Annotated in this window: 17 protein-coding genes; 6 read left to right on the top strand and 11 right to left on the bottom strand. The window is 43.3% G+C overall.

Annotated features, from left to right (window positions below):
* A partial coding sequence (locus tag R7Q41_RS21490; protein ID WP_318144657.1) for a VWA domain-containing protein occupies positions 1-3,303 on the top strand: 3,303 nt, incomplete at its 5' end.
* Between the two features lie 52 nt (positions 3,304-3,355).
* Here the strand turns inward: R7Q41_RS21490 and R7Q41_RS21495 are convergent.
* Together R7Q41_RS21495 and R7Q41_RS21500 are read right to left on the bottom strand one after the other, a co-directional pair.
* The gene (locus tag R7Q41_RS21495) at positions 3,356-4,549 is read right to left on the bottom strand and encodes a class I SAM-dependent methyltransferase (protein WP_318144658.1); all 1,194 of its coding nucleotides are present in this window, start codon (positions 4,547-4,549) and stop codon (positions 3,356-3,358) included.
* 161 nt (positions 4,550-4,710) lie between these two features.
* Positions 4,711-6,114 (bottom strand): methyl-accepting chemotaxis protein, encoded by a 1,404-nt coding sequence (locus tag R7Q41_RS21500; RefSeq protein ID WP_017821867.1) that lies wholly within the window; start codon positions 6,112-6,114, stop codon positions 4,711-4,713.
* Between the two features lie 90 nt (positions 6,115-6,204).
* Between R7Q41_RS21500 and yccX the strand changes: the two genes are divergently transcribed.
* Positions 6,205-6,477 (top strand): acylphosphatase, encoded by a 273-nt coding sequence (gene yccX / locus R7Q41_RS21505; RefSeq protein ID WP_005377386.1) that lies wholly within the window; start codon positions 6,205-6,207, stop codon positions 6,475-6,477.
* Positions 6,478-6,479: 2 nt separating this feature from the next.
* Here yccX and R7Q41_RS21510 read toward each other — a convergent pair whose 3' ends face one another.
* Complete coding sequence (locus R7Q41_RS21510; RefSeq protein WP_005377396.1) at positions 6,480-6,809, bottom strand: TusE/DsrC/DsvC family sulfur relay protein; 330 nt, start codon at positions 6,807-6,809, stop codon at positions 6,480-6,482.
* A 408-nt stretch (positions 6,810-7,217) separates the two neighbouring features.
* On the opposite strand from R7Q41_RS21510, the gene R7Q41_RS21515 reads away from it, so the two are divergent.
* Positions 7,218-7,592 carry a chromosome partitioning protein ParB gene (locus R7Q41_RS21515; protein ID WP_005377398.1) on the top strand — a complete coding sequence of 125 codons (375 nt, stop codon included), beginning with the start codon at positions 7,218-7,220 and terminating at the stop codon, positions 7,590-7,592.
* Positions 7,593-7,668: 76 nt separating this feature from the next.
* Here R7Q41_RS21515 and R7Q41_RS21520 read toward each other — a convergent pair whose 3' ends face one another.
* The 5 genes from R7Q41_RS21520 to R7Q41_RS21540 all read right to left on the bottom strand — a co-directional run bounded on the left by R7Q41_RS21520 (position 7,669) and on the right by R7Q41_RS21540 (position 12,905).
* A complete protein-coding gene (locus R7Q41_RS21520) occupies positions 7,669-8,331 on the bottom strand; it encodes a Bax inhibitor-1/YccA family protein (RefSeq protein WP_005377399.1) in 663 nt (220 codons plus the stop codon).
* Between the two features lie 249 nt (positions 8,332-8,580).
* Positions 8,581-9,330: an amino acid ABC transporter ATP-binding protein gene (locus tag R7Q41_RS21525; protein ID WP_005377400.1), complete on the bottom strand. Its 750-nt coding sequence runs from the start codon at positions 9,328-9,330 to the stop codon at positions 8,581-8,583.
* A 23-nt stretch (positions 9,331-9,353) separates the two neighbouring features.
* Positions 9,354-10,451, bottom strand: a complete 1,098-nt coding sequence (locus tag R7Q41_RS21530) for an amino acid ABC transporter permease (RefSeq protein WP_017821868.1) — start codon at positions 10,449-10,451, stop codon at positions 9,354-9,356.
* Between the two features lies 1 nt (position 10,452).
* Positions 10,453-11,658 carry an amino acid ABC transporter permease gene (locus tag R7Q41_RS21535; protein WP_005377402.1) on the bottom strand — a complete coding sequence of 402 codons (1,206 nt, stop codon included), beginning with the start codon at positions 11,656-11,658 and terminating at the stop codon, positions 10,453-10,455.
* A gap of 218 nt (positions 11,659-11,876) precedes the next feature.
* Entirely contained in the window at positions 11,877-12,905 is a 1,029-nt protein-coding gene (locus R7Q41_RS21540; protein WP_005377403.1) for an amino acid ABC transporter substrate-binding protein, read from the bottom strand.
* Positions 12,906-13,365: 460 nt separating this feature from the next.
* Between R7Q41_RS21540 and R7Q41_RS21545 the strand changes: the two genes are divergently transcribed.
* A complete protein-coding gene (locus R7Q41_RS21545) occupies positions 13,366-14,286 on the top strand; it encodes a bifunctional precorrin-2 dehydrogenase/sirohydrochlorin ferrochelatase (RefSeq protein ID WP_005377406.1) in 921 nt (306 codons plus the stop codon).
* Positions 14,287-14,388: 102 nt separating this feature from the next.
* On the opposite strand, the gene R7Q41_RS21550 is transcribed toward R7Q41_RS21545, so the two are convergent.
* Positions 14,389-14,871, bottom strand: a complete 483-nt coding sequence (locus R7Q41_RS21550; protein ID WP_005377415.1) for a YajQ family cyclic di-GMP-binding protein — start codon at positions 14,869-14,871, stop codon at positions 14,389-14,391.
* A 21-nt stretch (positions 14,872-14,892) separates the two neighbouring features.
* The gene (locus R7Q41_RS21555; protein WP_005377417.1) at positions 14,893-15,951 is read right to left on the bottom strand and encodes a 3-deoxy-7-phosphoheptulonate synthase; all 1,059 of its coding nucleotides are present in this window, start codon (positions 15,949-15,951) and stop codon (positions 14,893-14,895) included.
* 372 nt (positions 15,952-16,323) lie between these two features.
* On the opposite strand from R7Q41_RS21555, the gene R7Q41_RS21560 reads away from it, so the two are divergent.
* Positions 16,324-16,821, top strand: coding sequence for a DUF4442 domain-containing protein (locus tag R7Q41_RS21560; RefSeq protein ID WP_005377418.1), 498 nt, complete (start codon positions 16,324-16,326; stop codon positions 16,819-16,821).
* Between the two features lie 33 nt (positions 16,822-16,854).
* On the opposite strand, the gene R7Q41_RS21565 is transcribed toward R7Q41_RS21560, so the two are convergent.
* On the bottom strand, positions 16,855-18,207 hold the full coding sequence (locus R7Q41_RS21565; RefSeq protein WP_005377421.1) for a hypothetical protein: 1,353 nt from the start codon (positions 18,205-18,207) through the stop codon (positions 16,855-16,857).
* 192 nt (positions 18,208-18,399) lie between these two features.
* Here R7Q41_RS21565 and R7Q41_RS21570 point away from each other — a divergent pair, with 192 nt between their 5' ends.
* The gene (locus R7Q41_RS21570; RefSeq protein ID WP_005377423.1) at positions 18,400-19,233 is read left to right on the top strand and encodes a S1 RNA-binding domain-containing protein; all 834 of its coding nucleotides are present in this window, start codon (positions 18,400-18,402) and stop codon (positions 19,231-19,233) included.
* The last annotated feature ends 100 nt before the right edge of the window (positions 19,234-19,333 follow it).

The raw sequence follows: 19,333 nt of genomic DNA on the forward strand, positions 1-19,333 counted from the left end.
GAAGGCCCTGAAGATTTCAGTGTGACAGTAACCGGCATTGCCGCAGTACAAGGCAGTGATACGGGTACGGCAACGATTATTGATAATGATGCTCCTCCTTCTATTTCAAATGTTGTGAATGCAGTTGTTTCGGAAGAAGGTTTAGCTAATGGTATCCCTGATAATACAGGATCACCTTCAGACACTACTAACTCCGCAAGTTTCTCAGGAACATTCACAGTTGCCGATCCAGACACGGCGAATGTTTCAGTGGTATTGGCAGGTCCTAACAACCTAACATCAGGAGGGGAGCCTATATCGTGGACGTGGGACAACAGTACTCAAACGCTGACTGCGAAAACTGCTCACCTGAGCGTTGTTGCTACTGTTGTGCTGAGCGAGCCTTCAGCTTCAGGTCAAGGCTCTTGGGACTATACTATTACTCTGTTTGAGCCACTTGATCATCCTGTTAATGATGTGGAAGACATCATCAACTTTGATTTACAGATTTCTGTAAGTGATGGACAAACAACAACATCTCAAAGCTTAAATGTGGCCGTTGAAGATGATTGCCCATACGTGCCTGTGGTTGTTCAACCCGTCGATGTGTCGCTTACTGGTGCACCTAACGTTCTGACAGGGCGCATAGATTTTGCAGGAAGTGAGGCAGACGCAACCAGTCGAACATTTGGGGATGTTGTTGTGACTGCAAACGGTTTTGTGTCTGACGAATCTGTGATGCTGGGAACAGCTGAAATCAATCAATCATCAGAAGGGATTGGCGTTAAAAGTTCTGGTAACAACGGCTTCCAATTAGAAAACGAAGTCGATTATCGATTCGCGGGTAATGAGGGTGTATCAGAGCAGTTAATCATAGACTTAGGCAATAAAGTTGCTTACGGAGCAGAAATAGAATTTGAGAAAATGTTTGGTGGTGAACTTGAGAAAGGAATCGCATCTTTTTATAGAGATGGTGTATTAATTGCTCAGCAATCGTTCAGCTCTGACGCAAGCAGTGGTGATTACGCGGCAAATTTCAATGTTCAACAGGGAGGCTTTGATAAAATCATCCTCGAGGCGACCAGTAATGGCAATGGCCCGGATACTGAAGACAACAGTGACTTTACCGTTAAATCAATAACCTTTACAGGTGCGTACTCTGGCGTGCCAATTGCTAGTGCGGATGGGAACCTCGGTGCTGTATATGGAGCTGATGGCCCTGGTTCTATAGTTTTAAATGGAGGTGAGGTTGGTTTAGAGACTCTAGATGGTAAAGACGTGTTGATATACGTCGATCCACAAAACTCTAATAGACTGATTGCAGAGGCTGATGGAGAGCTTGCATTCGAAGTTCAACTTACACCTAGCACTGGAAAGTGGGAGTTCTTCCAATACTTGCCTTTGACCTCACCTTATGGCGATGGGGATATCGATTTTAACTACACGATTACTGATAATGATGGTGACAGTAAAACGGGGTACTTTTCTGTCAACCCTTACGCCCCACCAATTGTAGAAGGTGTAACACTAAACGTTTCTGAGGAAGGCTTAAGCAACGCCATTGCTGATGACTCTGCTCTAAACGGCTTTGATGACACAACTGACTCGAGTACTGATGTAGAACAATTGACGCTGGGTCAAACCGTTGATTCTGTTACGCTCAGTGAACCATCTACGGCTCTTACTAGTAACGGGGTCTCTGTAACGTGGACGTTATCAAATTACGACCAAATGCTTATCGGTTCAGCGAACGGTGAAGAGGTTATCAAAATATCAGTCAATGATACTGGAGTGGTATCTACGGAGCTTCTTGGTCCGATTGATCACTCCAACCCATCTGGAGAAGACACCTTAAATATTGAGGTGCCTGTGCTTGTCTCGAATGCTCGTGGTCTTACTAACTCCACAACGGTCAACGTTATTGTGGAAGATGACTCACCAGATTCTGCATCTATTATTCACGATGTAGTTGCAGAAACTAAAGAAAGTGCCAACGTTCAGCTCATAATGGATGTCTCGGGTTCTATGCGAACGGATAATCGCTTGCAGATAATGAAAGATTCGGCAACTCAGTTATTGAATCAATATGAGTCTATCGGTCAAACGCGAGTTCAAATTATTACTTATAGCAGTACAGCATCCACTTACGCTATAGGTGCTGCGACGTGGCTGACGGTCGAGGAGGCCAAAGCGTATATTGAGACGCTAACTGCGGGTGGCGCGACTAACTATAACAACGCGCTAAATGAAGCAAAACAGTCATGGGATGATGTAGGTAAGTTAACCAGTGCGTCGAATGTTAGTTACTTCTTGTCAGATGGTCAGCCAAACCCTGCGTCATCATTTATAAACGACGCTCGCGAGCAGAGTTGGATTGATCACCTAACCGATCCTGATAATCAGATCACAGCCCTAGCGTATGGTATGGGCGTTAATCTTATGCCGGAGCAATTAGATCGCGTAGCATATGATGGCTTTTTGAATCAAGACCTTGATGGTGTTGTGGTTCCTGACGTAACTCAATTACCTCCGGTTATGTTGCAGTCAGTGATTCAACCTGTTGGGGGGAACTTGATGTATACCACTTCTCCAGATACAGGTATTGGTGCAGATGGTGGTTATATTAGCGAAATAGAACATGACGGTGTCACTTATTCGTTTGATGGTACAGACCTAATAGTAACTGACAATAACGATGGTATTTCGCATGCATTTGACGACACAACGATGCAGCTTACTATCTATATCGACAGCAAACATACTCTGGAAATCGACCTAAACGATGGTGCGTATGCATTTTATGGTGCGGTGGGTGATACAGTTGAAACGTTAGACTTCGATTATGTATTGACGGATAACGATGGCGATCAAAGTGAGAATACCCTGCAATTCGTTATTGATGAAAACGGAGGAGTAAATGCTTCAAGTAATGGCTCTGCAAATATTATTGAAGCTGAAGTAGACGTAAGTCATGACATCTTGATCGGTAATGATAACGAGGCAGATGTCTTTAAATGGGTCAACGACTCCTTGGATACAGGAACAGATCTAATTAGAGGTTTTGAGAGAGATTTGGACACCTTAGATCTGAGTGAAGTCGTTGAAGATGCAGGGCACAATACGATAGAAGAACTTCTTAATAGTATTGACTTGAACATTGATGGCGATGACTTATCTCTAGAAATAACCCATAACGATGGAAACTCAATTCAAACTATCGTAATAGAAAACGGGGCGACAGAGTTTAGTGATTTAATCGTGGGAAATGCGGACTTTGAGAGAGATGTGTTATCCGCACTAACTAAGGTTAACTTAGAGCCATAATGAAAAGGGCCAGTAGGCCCTTTTCTTCTGCTTTGTCTTACTTATTCGTAGCCTAAAGCACTTTACATGCAAAACCTTTTAAGTAGAAGCCTTCTGGATATGCTGTATCGGTTGGGTGGTCAGCGGCTTGCTCAAAACGCTCCACAAACTTTACTTGGCGGTTAGCGTCTACGGCTGCATCAGCGATGATTTTCTGGAACAGAACTTGATCCATCAAGCCAGAGCACGAGTAGGTCAGTAGCGTGCCGCCCGGTTTTAGAATTTGCATTGCTAGCATGTTGATGTCTTTGTAACCACGACATGCACCGTTTAGTTGTGCTTTGCTCTCTGCGAACTTCGGTGGGTCCATAATAACCACATCGAACTGAGTTCCTTGATCGCGATACTCACGAAGTAGCTTAAACACGTCTGCATTTAGGAACACGGCACGCTTCTTCGAAATATCAAACTCGTTTAGCTCTGCGTTGAATTTTGCGGTATCTAAAGCAGGTTGCGACACGTCAGCGTTAATCACACGCTTTGCATCACCTTTTAGAGCGTAAAGTCCGAAGCCACCTGTGTAAGAGAAGCAGTTAAGAACTTCTTTGCCTTTCATATATTTCATCGCTTGCTGGCGACTATCACGTTGATCTAGGTAGAAACCTGTTTTGTGTCCGCCAACGATATCTACACTAATCTTTACGCCATTTTCTTCGATGACGACCGATTGAGGTGGCTCTTCGCCGTGCAAGACGCCCGTGATCTCTTTTAAACCCTCTTTTTTACGAACGGCCACGTCAGAGCGCTCGTACACATTACAATCAGGGAAGCACTCAACCAGAGCGTCAACAACAGCCTGCTTATTGTGTTCTGCGCCAGCACTGAGAAGTTGGCACACTAAGAAATTTTGGTAACGGTCAATCGTAACGCCTGGTAAGCCGTCAGACTCTGCTGCGATAAGGCGATAACCCGTAAGGCCATCACGTTCGATAATGTCTTCACGAAGAAGTTGTGCGTCTTTAAGTCGTTTAACGAAAAACGCGGTGTCGATTTCTTCTTTATCAAAACTCCAAATACGAGCACGAATTTGTGAAGCTGGCGAATATGCCGCCTTAGCTAGCCATTTACCGTCGTGAGTGAATACATCAACCGTTTCGCCAAGAGCAGGTTCGCCCTCAACTTTGTTGATGCCTCGAGAGAAGATCCAAGGGTGCTTGCGCTTGACCGATTTCTCACGACCTTTAACCAAATAGATAGCAGCTGTCATTTCATTAGCTCTTGTTGAATTTTGAAAGGGGCGTATTGTCCGGGATGTGAATGGTAAAAGCAATATCCCTCGGCAATCCAGTACATTGTAGTGACTTTTAAATACAAAAAAGGTCACTAAAGTGACCCTGTTATTTGAATTTGCTGTAACAGATTCCGTTGCTATGCTTTAAGTCCAGTAAGTAGAGCTTCCATTGTGTCGCTTTGCTTACGCAGTTGATCAACGTTTTGTGAAGTCGTGCTTATCATATTGCACACGTTATCTGCTTGAACTCGAATTTCTTCAACGCTTGAGGCGATATTGTCCGCGACTACACCTTGCTCTTCAGCTGCTGTTGCAATTTGAATGCTACTGTCGGAGATAGTTTGATTTTTATCTGCCAAAGAGCCGATTTCGTGATTCACTTCCGTCATGAGGTTTTGTCCCTCATTTGCATTATTAACTGTCACTTCCATCAGCTTAGTAAGCGACTGGCTGTTACGCTGTAACGATTCAATCATCGTTTGGATTTCAACTGTCGCTTGCTGAGTGCGTCCCGCAAGAGCGCGAACCTCATCCGCAACGACCGCAAATCCACGACCTTGTTCTCCAGCACGTGCAGCTTCAATAGCCGCGTTCAGAGCAAGTAGGTTGGTTTGCTCGGAGATCCCATTGATGGTTGTCACGACTTCATCAATTTGTGCGGCATTGGCATCTAACTCGGCAACGGCTTGAGACGCAGATTGAATCTCATTAGAAAGGTTCGAAATCGAGTGAAGCGTATTCTCAACTTTCACTTGTCCAGACTGAGCCACGTTACGTGCATCATCGGTTTGCGTGCTTGAATCGTGAGCTAGTGTCGCGACTTCTCGAATCGTTGATGCCATCTGTTCAGTTGCACTCGCAAGAGAGTTGAGGTGTTCCTGCTGAGTCGCTGAAATATCTGAACTGTGATGAATCGATTGATTCAGGTCTGAGCTAATTTGTTGCATTAACGCCACAGACTCTTGAATCGACAGCACCATTTGTTGCTCTCGTTCTGCAACTTTGTCTATCGTAATAGCAATTTCACTAAACTCGTCGCGAACAGGGAAGAAGTTCATTCTCGCAGTTAGGTCGCCACCAGCAAGAGTGTTTAAGGCTTTGTTCATCGTGAACATCGCGCCGCCAATAAACGTCATGATGTAGTAAACGCCAAGAGCGAGAATAAACAAGCTCACACAGATGATGCTTACTTGAGTCGTTGATAGGGCAGTCCATAAAGAAAGTTCATGGTTCGCAACCAAACTGTACGCACCATTTAAAACAGACACGGATTGCGAACCAGAGCCAATAGAAACGGTTTCTGAACCCGCTATGAGGCTTGCTACTTGAGATTGAGAAAGGTTGCCTGCCTCTATCAGACCTTTCATAAGCATGAGCTCTTCTTGGTACATACTTGAGATCAGTGTATTAGCCGCGCTATTAAGGACGAGAGTGAGAATGACTAAAGCAAGAAGAGGGAGAACGAAGAGCAAATAGAACTTTTCTTGAATCTTTAAGTGAATGAGATACTTATCAATCCAGCGGAATGGAATTTCTTTCATAATTATAATAACCGTGCAAAAACCCACTATCCTTAGTGGGGTGAATAGACGAAAAGAATATATCACTCAGTAAAAAGAAGCGGTACAAAGATGAACGTAAAGTGTGAGAGATTTATAGTAAAAGGTCACGTTCAAGGCGTCGGCTTTCGTTACCATACTTCCCATCAAGGATTGAAGCTAGGGTTAACAGGTTATGCGAAGAACCTAAACAATGGTGATGTTGAAGTGATGGCGTGTGGAACAGACGCGCAAATAGTTGCGTTTTCGGAATGGTTACAAGAAGGACCGCGAACGGCAACAGTAGAGCAAGTGATGCAGGAGCCTGCGTCGTATAAGCCGTTACGCGGTTTTAAAATTTTATGAATCTACAAGCATTTAGCTGGCTTTGGTAGGCCGGCTAATTTGGTTGCTTGTTTGGCTGGTCCCTTTTTAAACAGCTTGAATAGATACTTACTGTTACCTTTTTCCGGGCCGTGCGCTTTTTCCATCGCTTTCACAAGCATACGCACTGCAGGGGAGGTATTAAACTCTTCATAAAAGTCTCGCACAAAATGCACAACTTCCAAATGAGCATCCGTAAGCTCGATGTCTTCTTCTTTTGCTAAAAGCTCAATCATACCTTCTTCCCATTGAGTATGATCCAATAAGTAGCCTTGAGCATCCGTTTCAATTTCTTTGCCGTTGTAAACGAACATAACGTTTTATCCGTTAAGTAAACATGGATGTTTATAGATTAGCGACAGCCGAGAATGTTCTCAACAAAAGAATCTCGAAGTCGTATCGAGCGAAGCAAAAGCGTACAAAATGGTGAGTGCTTTTTGACAGAGCTAGGCACTTTGATATAAATGCTCTTTTATTCAAATAAATAGGAAACTATTCAGTTTGTTAGAAATTTTACGGGGTGAGTACCAACGAAATTGCATGGATACCCAGGCTTATTCGTTTTTGTTTTGGTTTTTTCTTGGCTACTTGTCTGATTATGGGATTTTATGGGTGAATGAATAGCTTAAACGTTGTGTTTGTTTTCATAGACCGATATTCTCATTGGATTAATAAAAGCCTGTATTCAGGTTAGAAACAACAATGATGACAAGGAGTTAGTCATGTCGAAACAACGTTACATTGAGATTAATGACAATGTAAAATCCACTTGGTCCATCGAGCGTATTTGGCAACTTGCAGAATCCTTACCTGTAGAAGAAATTTCGATTGATGATATCAAAGGCCCAAATGAAGTGACTTGGTTTAGTCATGAAGGGCCACAGCCAACCTGCCGTGAAATTGCAAAACATTGCCAACGAATCAACAATGCTGATTTGTCGTATCCGGTAATCTTAACCAGTGACTATCGTGTTTTTGACGGTATGCACCGAATCGCCAAGCAAATCATGTTAGGAGAGGAAACGATCAAAGTGAGACGCTTTAGAGAAAATCCAGAAGCTGACGAAGTTATCGAGTTGTCAGTAGAGCAGGCGTAATACACTGAATTGCACACAAAGAAAAAGCCCGAAGGAATTACCTTCGGGCTTTTTGATTCTACTTAACGAGAAACGATTAATCGTCGTTCATGATGCCTAGAATGCTTAGTAGGCTGATGAAGATGTTGTAGATTGATACATACAAAGTTACTGTCGCAGAGATATAGTTTGTTTCACCGCCACGAATAATGCCTTGTGTTGTCATCAGGATCGCCATAGTAGAGAAAATGATAAACAAGCTGCTCAACGCCAAGTGTAAAAGGGTTGATTGAATAAAGAAGCTTGCAATCATGCCCACAACCAGCACAACAAATAGTGATAGCATTAAGCCACCCATCATCGATAGGTCACGTTTCGTTGTTAGTGCGTATGCCGATGCTGCCATGAAAGATAGTGCCGTACCACCGAGTGCGGTTAATACGATATCGCCCATGCCGGCACCGATGTACATGTTTAGAATAGGGCCAACGGTGTAACCTAAGAAGCCAGTAAATAGGAACGTAAACACAAGGCCAAGACTGTTGTTACGGTTTTTTTCTGTTAAGAATAATAGGCCGTAGAAACCAACCAGCATTAGGATGATACCTGGATGTGGAAGGTTAAATGCCATTGCAACGCCAGCAACGACTGCCGACCATAAAAGTGTCATTGAAAGTAGAGCGTAAGTATTACGCAATACTTTGTTCGTTTGTAGAGCACTTTCTTGAGTTGAAGTGCGGGTAAACATTGGACTGTTCATAATCTTCCTCGATAAGAGACTTTCTTTTAAGTACATTTATGGGATTGAAAGTTCAAAAAATCAAGCCCTAACCATACGTAACTTAGATAAAATAATAATAGAAATAAGATGTTATGTATTTGGCAACTTGTAACACAATATTACTGCCTAGCATAGCTATGTTGATTCTTACACAGATTTTTGAATTTAGTAACAAAAAGCACTGGCTTCATAGAAACCAGTGCTTTTTTATGTCGATTCGGCTAAATCTTAGTGGTGTAAGATTTGCGCTAGGAAATTTTGGGTCCTATCCGATTGAGGATTTTCGAAGAAATCAACAGGGTTGTTTTCTTCGATGATCTCTCCTGCGTCCATGAATATCACGCGATCGGCAACTTCTTTAGCAAAGCCCATTTCATGTGTCACACAAAGCATAGTCATGCCTTCCTCGGCGAGTTCGACCATTACATCCAGTACTTCGCGAACCATTTCCGGGTCGAGTGCAGATGTTGGCTCATCAAAAAGCATGACTTTAGGGTTCATACACAAAGAGCGAGCAATCGCCACGCGTTGTTGCTGACCACCAGACAGCTGACCGGGATACTTCTCCGCTTGGTCTGGAATTTTAACACGTTCCAGATATTTCATCGCAACTGCTTCTGCCTCATCTTTTGGCATCTTCTTCACCCAGATAGGCGCGAGCGTACAGTTTTCCAGTACGGTTAAATGAGGGAAGAGATTAAAGTGTTGAAAGCACATGCCCACTTCTCGGCGTACTGCTTCAATGTTCTTTAAGTCTTCAGTTAATTCCGTACCAGAGACGTAAATGCTGCCTGCTTGGTGCTCTTCAAGGCGGTTAATACAGCGAATCATCGTTGATTTTCCCGACCCAGATGGGCCACAGATAACGATTTTCTCCCCGCGCTTAACGTCGAGGTTAATATTTTTTAGTACGTGAAACTCACCATACCATTTATTCATGTCCTTCAATTGGATCATGTAATCTTGTTGTTGCGTCATAATACGTCCTTGATCTTGATGAGTTATCGTTTGTGACCGGTATGAAGTTTGTTTTCAAGCCATATCGAATAGCGCGACATGCCAAAACAAAATACCCAAAACACTAACGCGACAAATACATAACTTTCTGTAGCAAAACCTAACCATTCAGGGTCGGTGTTTGCTGCTTGCCCTATACCGAGTACGTCAAACATACCAATGATGAGTACCAAACTGGTGTCTTTAAACAAACCGATGAAGGTGTTCACGATAGAAGGAATAGTAATCTTTAGCGCCTGTGGCAAGATAATCAGCCCAGTCTTTTTCCAGTAACTTAACCCAAGCGCATCAGCGGCTTCATATTGACCTTTCGGAATGGCTTGTAGACCACCGCGTACCACTTCTGCCATGTAAGCGGAGGCAAACATAACCACACCGATAAGGGCGCGAATCAGTTTATCTGTCTCTGAACCTTCAGACATAAATAATGGAAGCATAACCGAAGCCATGAACAAAACCGTAATCAGCGGAACGCCACGCCAAACTTCAATGTAGACGGTACAAATGCTGCGAATGATCGGCATCTCTGAACGTCTACCAAGCGCAAGTACCACACCAATTGGCAGTGAAACTACGATACCAACTAACGCAATAATGAGCGTAACGAGTAATCCACCCCATTTGTGTGTATCGACCACTTCTAGTCCAAAGACACCCCCGTACAACAGCCCAGCGATGATGAATGGGTAGATGTTTACGAAGAAAAGCCAAATCCACATCCGTTTCGGTGTCTTCTCATACGCGAGTAAAACAGTAAACATGGCCAATGTGATATAGAAAAGGCGAGGGCGCCATAGTTCGGACTCTGGATAAAAACCATACATGAACTGCTCCCAGCGCACGCTGATAAATACCCAGCAAGCACCATCTCGGCTACAGTCGTCACGCGTTGAGCCAATCCAGTCTGCGTTAATAAACGCCCAATCCACGATATACCATATTGCAGTTACGACAATATACGCAAGAATGACAGTAACAATGGAATTGATAGGGCCATTAAATAGATTTTTCCGCATCCAACCAACGAAGCCTACAGTATTGGCGGGTGGCGGGAGATCCGGTTGAAATTGATGAGTACTCATATTATCTCTCCACCAGCGCGACTTTACGGTTATACAAGTTCATTAATGCAGACGTAATCAGACTTAATGTCAAGTACACGCCCATCGTCATCGCAATGATCTCAATCGCTTGTCCCGTTTGGTTCAGGGTAGTACCAGCAAACACAGAGACAAGATCTGGATAACCAATCGCCATCGCTAACGATGAGTTTTTGGTGAGGTTGAGATATTGACTGGTTAAAGGTGGAATAATAATTCGTAACGCTTGAGGAATGACAACAAGCTTTAAAGTTTTCGAGCGTGGTAAGCCTAGCGACATCGCTGCTTCGGTTTGACCATGGCTAACCGCATTAATACCAGAGCGCACAATCTCAGCAATGAAAGAAGCTGTATAAACACTCAATGCCAAAAGTAGCGCAGCCAATTCAGGAATAATGCTAATACCACCTCGGAAGTTAAACCCTTTTAGTTCAGGATAATTCAGTGAAATTGGCATACCAGCAAGGAAGTACACAACCAATGGAAGGCCAACAACTAAACCCAAAACTATTCTTCCCATTGGGGTTTGTTGCCCAGTGAGACGTTGCTTATTATTCGCCCATACATTAATTAATAAGCTTGCGATTACCCCGAAGATTAACGCGGCAATAACGTAGCTACTGCCAGGTTCCATAGTCGGTGCAGGGAAATATAAGCCACGAACGTTCAGGAAAATAGCTTCACCAAGACTTAAGCTTTGGCGTGGTGAGGGTAATGCTTGAAGAACAGCGAAATACCAGAAGAATATTTGCAGAAGAAGGGGGATATTTCGGAAAGTTTCGATATAAACTGCCGCTAAACGACTAACTAACCAGTTAGAAGAAAGGCGGGCAACCCCCATGGTAAAGCCAATCACAGTAGCCAGAATAATACCTAATACAGAGACTAACGCCGTATTAAGAAGGCCGATGATAAATGTTCTACCGTAAGAGTACGTTTCATCGTATTCAATTAATGTTAACCCAATACCAAACCCGGCTTCTTGATTCAGAAAACCGAAGCCCGTTGCAATACCACGAGCATCTAAGTTATTGAGAGCGTTGTTTACAATCGTGTAAAAGAAAAATACCAGTGCAGCAATGGCAATGATCTGGAAAATAGCAGAACGAAAGGCAGGATTATAAATCAGGCTCTTGCTTCCGCTTGGTTTGGACATCGTACTTGGCGATGCATCTTGTGTCGGTTTCATACAGCGATAACCTCAAACCTTAGTTATAGATATCGGCCTGTATAACGAAGTTTCGTCCTTGCTGGCTAAAGAATAACGCTCTCATGTCTAGCGGCTTACGAACCTTTAAAGCCGTTCCACAAAGCGAGCGCTTTTCGCCATCCAATGAGCGATCCTTACTCATACAGTGAGATATAATCAAGAAAAAGGGCGGCATGAACCGCCCTGATTAACTCTTTCTATCGGATTGGTGGCGCGTACATAAAGCCGCCTGCATTCCATAGCGCATTAACGCCACGAGAGATTTCTAATGGCGAACCAGTACCGACTGTACGTTCGAAGCTTTCACCATAGTTACCAACTTGTTTGATAACCTGGTAGCCCCAATCGTCACGGATACCCAACCCTTTGCCTTTAGGGCCATCAACACCGAGGATACGTTTGATGTTTGGATCTGTTGACTTCAGCATTTCATCCGCATTCTTCGAACTAATACCGTATTCTTCAGCGTTAATCATCGCAGACAATGTCCACTTAGCGATGTTAAACCATTGATCATCGCCTTGACGAACGACTGGACCTAGTGGCTCTTTAGAGATGATTTCTGGAAGAACGGCCGCAGAGGACGGATCTTTCAAATTCAAACGTAGTGCATAAAGGCCAGATTGGTCAGTTGTTAATACGTCACAGCGTCCCGCATCAAAACCTTTCGAAGTTTGCGCCGCTGTGTCGAATACCACTGGTTTGTACGCCATGCCTTGGTTGCGGAAATAATCTGCAAGGTTTAGCTCGGTTGTTGTACCTGATTGAACGCATACCGACGCACCATCAAGCTCTTTAGCACTTGATATACCAAGTTCCTTCTTCACCATAAAGCCTTGACCGTCGTAGTAGTTCACACCTACGAAGTTTAGGCCCAGTGCAGTGTCACGGTGGAGAGTCCAGGTCGTGTTACGGGAAAGCACATCAATCTCACCAGATTGAAGCGCAGTGAAACGTTCTTTTGCGGTTAGGGGTACATATTTAACTTTCGTTTTATCCCCAAGAACGGCTGCAGCCAGTGCTTGGCAATATTCTACGTCGATACCTTCCCATTCGCCTTTTGAGTTAGGGTTAGAGAAACCAGGTAGACCGGTACTTACGCCACAAGTAAGAAAGCCTTGTTTTGTGACTTTGTCCAGAGTAGTGTCTGCTGCTTGAGCTGATGTTGCCATCATCGCAGTAGAAGCCGCTACGACGGAAGCAAGAACTGTGAGTTTATTTGCCATTTGTATCCTTCCTGTATGATCCATGTTTAATCAGGAGTGACCTGAAATAACGTGTCCAATTCGTTAGAGTTATCGTCCTACGTGATTGATTTTCGAAGAAACGGCATTCGATAGATCAACCAGTTATAAGCGTAGGAAAGGATCTGTTAATTCTCAAATATATAATTTAAATGAAGTTTTGAGAGAACTTACAAAGTGCCTTGAGATTTAGAATGACGAAATGTTAATTGTTTGTAAATAGTGCAATTCATGGACAATTTGGTGCATCAGAACAATCAATAGAAGAGTGAACAATACAAAAGAATAAAAAGTTGTTATTAAAACTGTCATTAGCTGAGCAAGGTGAAGTTCAGTAAAAATTCAAACAAAAATTATTTGTGATGCCGAAACAGGGTGATGAGCTTGCCCCATTTTTGGTAGCATGGTCTACAACAGCTAATTAGAGTAATCATGGATTGAAATGCGATATTTTCCTCTGTTCTTAGATTTAATTAATAAACCCGTTCTCGTCGTGGGTGGCGGTGAGGTGGCAAGCCGAAAGGTGGAAGCGTTGCTAAAGGCTGGGGCGGATGTGACTATCGTTTCTCCGACGTTGGTTGATTTTCTGTCTAAGCTTGCTTCTGAGCATCAACTGCGCTGGGTACAACGTTTCTATTCGAGTGACATTGTCACTAAAAACTTTGTTCAAGTGTGGGCGACGACAGACAATCCTGAGCTAAATCACCAAGTGTACAAAGATGCCAAAGAGCTAGGCATCTTGGTTAACGTTGTGGATGATAAGCCTTATTGTGATTTCATCACGCCGTCTATGATTAATCGTGGCCGCATCCAAATCGCTATCTCTAGTGGTGGAGCTTCGCCAGTTTTAATTCGAAACATCCGTGAAAAACTTGAATCGATACTGCCACAAAACATGGGGTTGATGGCGGATTTTGCTAACTCAAAGCGAAACTCAATTAAAGAGGCGCTGCCTAGTGTCGATTTACGCCGCAAGTTTTGGGAGCAATTCTTCTCGAATCCCGAGGTGGAAAACGCGCGAGATAATCGTGAGTTAGAAGCAATTTACCAAGCGACCATGGCAACACCCTTAGATGAAAAGGGAAGTTGTACTTGGGTTCATGTTGGGAAAGATGTTGAGATGTTGCCAATAAAAGCCGTACGCTATATGCAACAAGCGGAGCTGGCTCTGTACTCAACTCGATGTGAAGCGAATGTGTTAGAACTAATACGAAGAGATGCAGAAAGAGAAGCTTTCTCGAGCGCTGCTGAGCTTTCGGATATGCTGGCCAAGGCTAAAGCTGAAAAGCTTCGAATTTGCGTGTTCATACCACAAGGAACGAGCGAATTCGTATTGCTGCAAGGGCAGGACTTGGTTATCTAGCAATGCCAAATGCTAAAAGTGGATACGTAGTTCGTTACACAAAAGCCAATAAAAAACGCCAGTGGATTATGCGCTGGCGTTTTTACTTACTTCTCAGATTGATTAATCACGGAAGTTGTTAAACTGGAATGGGATACCCATCTCTGCTTCACGAATCGCTGCCATTGTCGCTTGCAGGTCGTCGCGTTTCTTACCAGTAACACGTACTTTGTCGCCTTGAATAGAAGCTTGTACTTTTAACTTTGCGTCTTTGATAAGTTTCACTACTTTTTTCGCCGTTGGAGTATCAATACCTTGACGGAAAAGCAGAGTTTGGTGCCAGTTTTTACCAGTAACGTCTGGGTCTTGTGCATCCATTGCGTTCGCGTCAATGTTACGCTTCGCTAAGTGGCCGCGTAAAATGTCGCGCATTTGCTTAAGTTGGAAGTCACCTTCCGCAGACATTTTTACGTTTTCTTCTACTAGCTCAAAGCTCGCATTTACGTTGCGGAAATCGAAACGAGTAGACAATTCACGGTTAGCATTATCAACGGCGTTACGTAGTTCAACCGTATCGATTTCAGAAACAATATCAAACGATGGCATGAAGATTCCTTGATTATTTTGTTATAGGGACTTTCGGGACTTAACAGCGCTTGCCAGCATATCTAGCATTGTAGCAGTGTCTTCCCAACCTAGGCACGGATCTGTAATAGACTGACCATACGTTAGGTTATTGATGTCAGTCATTGGCTGATTGCCTTCAAGAATAAAGCTTTCGGCCATGATACCCGCAATACGAGTGCTGCCTGACTTAATTTGGTTACAAATGTCTTGAGCTACGTCGATTTGTTTTCTGTGTTGCTTCTGACAGTTTGCATGGCTGAAATCCACAACCAAACGTTGTGGCAATCCAAACTCAGCTAAAGCATCACATGCTTGTTTGACTGATGCTTCATCAAAGTTAGGGCCTTTTTCTCCACCGCGCAGAATAATATGACCGTAAGGGTTGCCACTTGTGCGGTAAACCGTCATTCGACCGTTCTTATCTGGCGAGTAGAAGTAATGCGATGCTTTCGATGCGCGAATTGCATCAATTGCAATTTTTACGTTGCCATTTGTGCCATTTTTGAAACCAACTGGGCAAGATAGTGCCGACGCCATTTCACGGTGAATTTGTGATTCCGTTGTGCGAGCACCAATCGCGCCCCAAGTAATCAAATCCGCGATGTATTGACCAGTGATCATATCAAGAAACTCAGTAGCAGTCGCAAGACCAAGCTTGTTGATATCCAGTAGTAGTTTACGAGCTTTATGAAGACCAGCTTCAAGTGCGTAAGAACCATCTAGGTTAGGGTCCGTAATCAAACCTTTCCAACCAACTACTGTACGAGGCTTTTCAAAGTAAGTACGCATCACGATAAATAGCTCGTCTTTGTACTTGTCTTGGATTTCACTCAGACGAGTGGCGTAATCAATGGCAGCTTCAGTGTCGTGAACAGAACACGGACCTACAATCGCAAGAAGGCGATTGTCTTCACCCGATAAAATGTTTTCAATCTGACGACGAGATTGAGCGATACGGTCTGCAACGTCATCCGTAATAGGATGTACACTACCTAGCTCTGCTGGGGTAGGCATTGGACCCAAAGGTTGGGTTCTCAATTCATCTGTTTTTATAGGCATGTTATAGCTTTATTCTCTATTGCGAAGGGGTAAAGATAACGGAATTACAGGCAGGAATAAACCGTTTCACGGGAATCTTCGCCAGGAAATACCGAATTGTATACAAAGGTGTAGGTATTCATTTAAATGACTTATGTATAAATGACAAAACTTGATCATTAAATCAATATATATACATTTGAATTTATAACCATTTTCTCTATCTCGCTGTAAGGTAATCTAAGTAACTGCGATAAACTTCATACCTTACGGGTGACGCCGTCACTTCCTGAAGGTTAAATAACTCGTGAGATCGAGCTTTTGTTAACATTTCTTTGACATCTATTTCTTTCGTTGATTAACTGGTCTGACTAGATTGGTAAGGAGACCAAAATGTTATCAGCTCTACGTCGTGCGAATTTGTATCTAAATCTGTTTGGCTTTTCAAAAGTGCCGCTGATTTGGCTTTGCCACCCTAAAATCATTGCGATAGATAGCAAGCATGTTGAGGTTCGTATCCCATTGCGCAGAAGGACGAAGAACCACCTGAATAGCATGTATTTCGGCGCTTTAGCCGTTGGCGCTGATGTTGCTGGTGGTTTTCTTGCTATGAGTAAAGCGCAAGAAAAGGGAGAAGCGATCTCGCTGGCATTTAAAGGGGTGAAAGCCGAGTTTTTAAAGCGCCCGGAAGCCGATGTGCACTTTGTTTGTAACGATGGTCATGTCATTGATGAGATGCTCGAGCACACCTTGGCAACGGGTGAACGAGTAAATCGTGACGTAAAAATTGTCGCGCTGTGTCCTAACTTACATGGTGACGAGCCAATGGCTGAATTCTCGCTTACTCTTTCGATAAAAAAAGCAGCCCAACAAAGAAAAGAGGCTGCCTAGTGGTTTGTGGCTCGTTTGTTTAAAGGCGTTGGCTTAATTGAGTTCAATCTTCTCGATAGAGACGATTTTGGAGCGATTTAAGACCACTTTCCAGCGGTAATAAACAGGCTCATCGGTGTGGTTGTCCTCTTTGACAATCACATTGAGCAAATGACGTTTCTCTACTGACTCTTTGGTTACTTGACCTTCATTTAAACGGTAAACTCGGTTTGAGCTTTTATCCATCAAGCGGATGATAGGGCGTAAACTGATGTTCAATGTTTCTCTCGTTTGTTCGTAACCACTCAAGAAAAGAGAGGTCGCCATTTCGGTTTTCTCGTGATAATGAAGAATCTGCTCTTCACGTTGAACGACGCGTTTTTTACGTATTCTTTGAATCTTATCCGGCAAGCTACTTAAGGTACGATAATCGAGCCACTCCAATTTTTTGCCAACCACTTTTTTCGTCGTTGGATCAACATACTTCTTACGCCATTTTGGCTTGCCTTTACGGATCCATCGCCACATGGCATCGCGTAAATCATCTTTAAAGATTTCTCGTAAAGCGTAAATAAAAGACATCGCGATAATGAATGAGGCAGAAATTTCCCCCAGATAATCGCGAGCGAGAATCACTGTCGAGGTCACGACAACCATCACTAAACCGGTTGCAATACCTTTGATAGCGCGCTTAATGTTGTTACCCATCGATATGGTTTCTTCACGAAGCACGATAGGGTGTTCAATCAATCGCCTTAGCAAGCGCATTTTGTTAGATAGGCGAGTAACGTCTTCAACGACTCTTGATGAGTTGTATTTGTTGAGTTTACGATGGGCTTGCTCTTTCTCACATAGCGTGATCAGGCGCTTCTTGATCGTGCCATAGTCGCCTTCACGTGGGAGATGAGCCACCAGTGACAGGAACTTTTGCTCGGTATACCAAGACAGATAGTTATCGATGTTAACGTAGTAGCGTTTTAAGTTCTCTTCATAAGGAATAGAACGCCGCAAGCGCTTTAAGATCTCAAGCGTGAGCTCGATAACTTCGTCCACTTCATCTTCCGTTACCGAGTTGTTCTCATGCTTGTTTAAACTTGCTACCGCTTTGTCTAGCGCGATAACGTATTGGTAAGCGAACAAACTCAAACTTACTCGGTATTGCTGATTCGACAGGCGTCCACGTTTGGCAAGTCGACTGTGTACTAGCGGAAGAAGGATTTCAGTACTGTAATAAGATCGTTGCTGTGTGATTGAGGTGTAATAAAATTCGGATTCACTGATGATATCGGCGTTTAAACCAAGCTCACCAGGTATAAAAAAGTAAATATCTAGGTCGACACTTTTGCTCTTTGCGAGTGCATGACTGATTTTTAATGTTATTGAGTCTTGTTTATCGACGGTGACCAAAGAAAGCTCCTGACTTTGCTAAAGCATTCTTAACTTATGCGTTCCGTTGAGCAGGTAAGTATAAGAGTGCTAAAAGAGTGACTGGGGCATATAGCTGAACGACAACAGCATAACAGAGCACTATGCTTTTCTCTCTGATTTTCTTGTTAGTTTAGGTATAATTCCACGTAAATTTAAAAAGAGACAAAATCAATGATTAAAATTGGTCAAATTAACAGCTTAGAAGTCATTAAAAAGGCTGATTTTGGCGTATTTCTGGATGGCGATGATTACGGTTCTGTTCTACTACCTAGTAAGTATGTACCAGAGAGTACTGAAATTGGTGAGCATGTAGACGTATTTCTGTACTTCGATTCAGAAAGCCAACTTGCTGCGACCATTGAAAGACCAATTGCCCAAGTGGGTGAATGGGGTTTAATGAAGATTGAGGGTGTGAATGCGACAGGTGCTTTTGTAAATTGGGGCATCAAAGAAAAGGACTTACTGATTCCTTTTAGTGAGCAACGCACTCGCTTCTCTGCCGGACAAACCATTTTAGTGTATGTTTATACCGACAAAGCGTCAGGTCGCATTGTTGGTACGACTAAGTTCAATAAATGGTTAGATAAAACTCCAGCGAATTATGAAGTTAACGAACAAGTTGATTTGATCATCGCAGAGCGTAGTCAACTTGGTTATAAAGCTATCGTTAACGGTAAGCATTGGGGCATGATTTTCCCATCGGATGTTTTTGGTAAGCTTTACATCGGTAAAAAGCTGAAAGGCTTTATTAAGCACATTCGTGAAGATGGCAAAATCGACCTTGCTCTACAAAAAGTCGGTGTGGCGAAAATGGACGATCTTTCTAGTAAGATCCTTGACCTGCTAGAGAAGAAAGGCGGATTTTTGCCTTTGAATGACAAGTCGTCTCCTGAAGCGATTTTTGATGCTTTCCGCACAAGTAAAGGGACTTATAAAAAGACCATCGGTGGCTTATACAAGCAGGGTAAAATTGTCATTGAGAAAGACGGTATTCGTCTAGCGTAGTCCAAACTCACGTATAGCGGATCTACAGCCAAAAAAACGGCCCAAACTTTTCCTTTTTTTGGGCCTAGGGGAAACGGCTCCGCAGAGCCTGCGCTAAACT

Source organism: Vibrio sp. 2096, assembly GCF_033339595.1.
GTDB lineage: Bacteria > Pseudomonadota > Gammaproteobacteria > Enterobacterales > Vibrionaceae > Vibrio > Vibrio alginolyticus.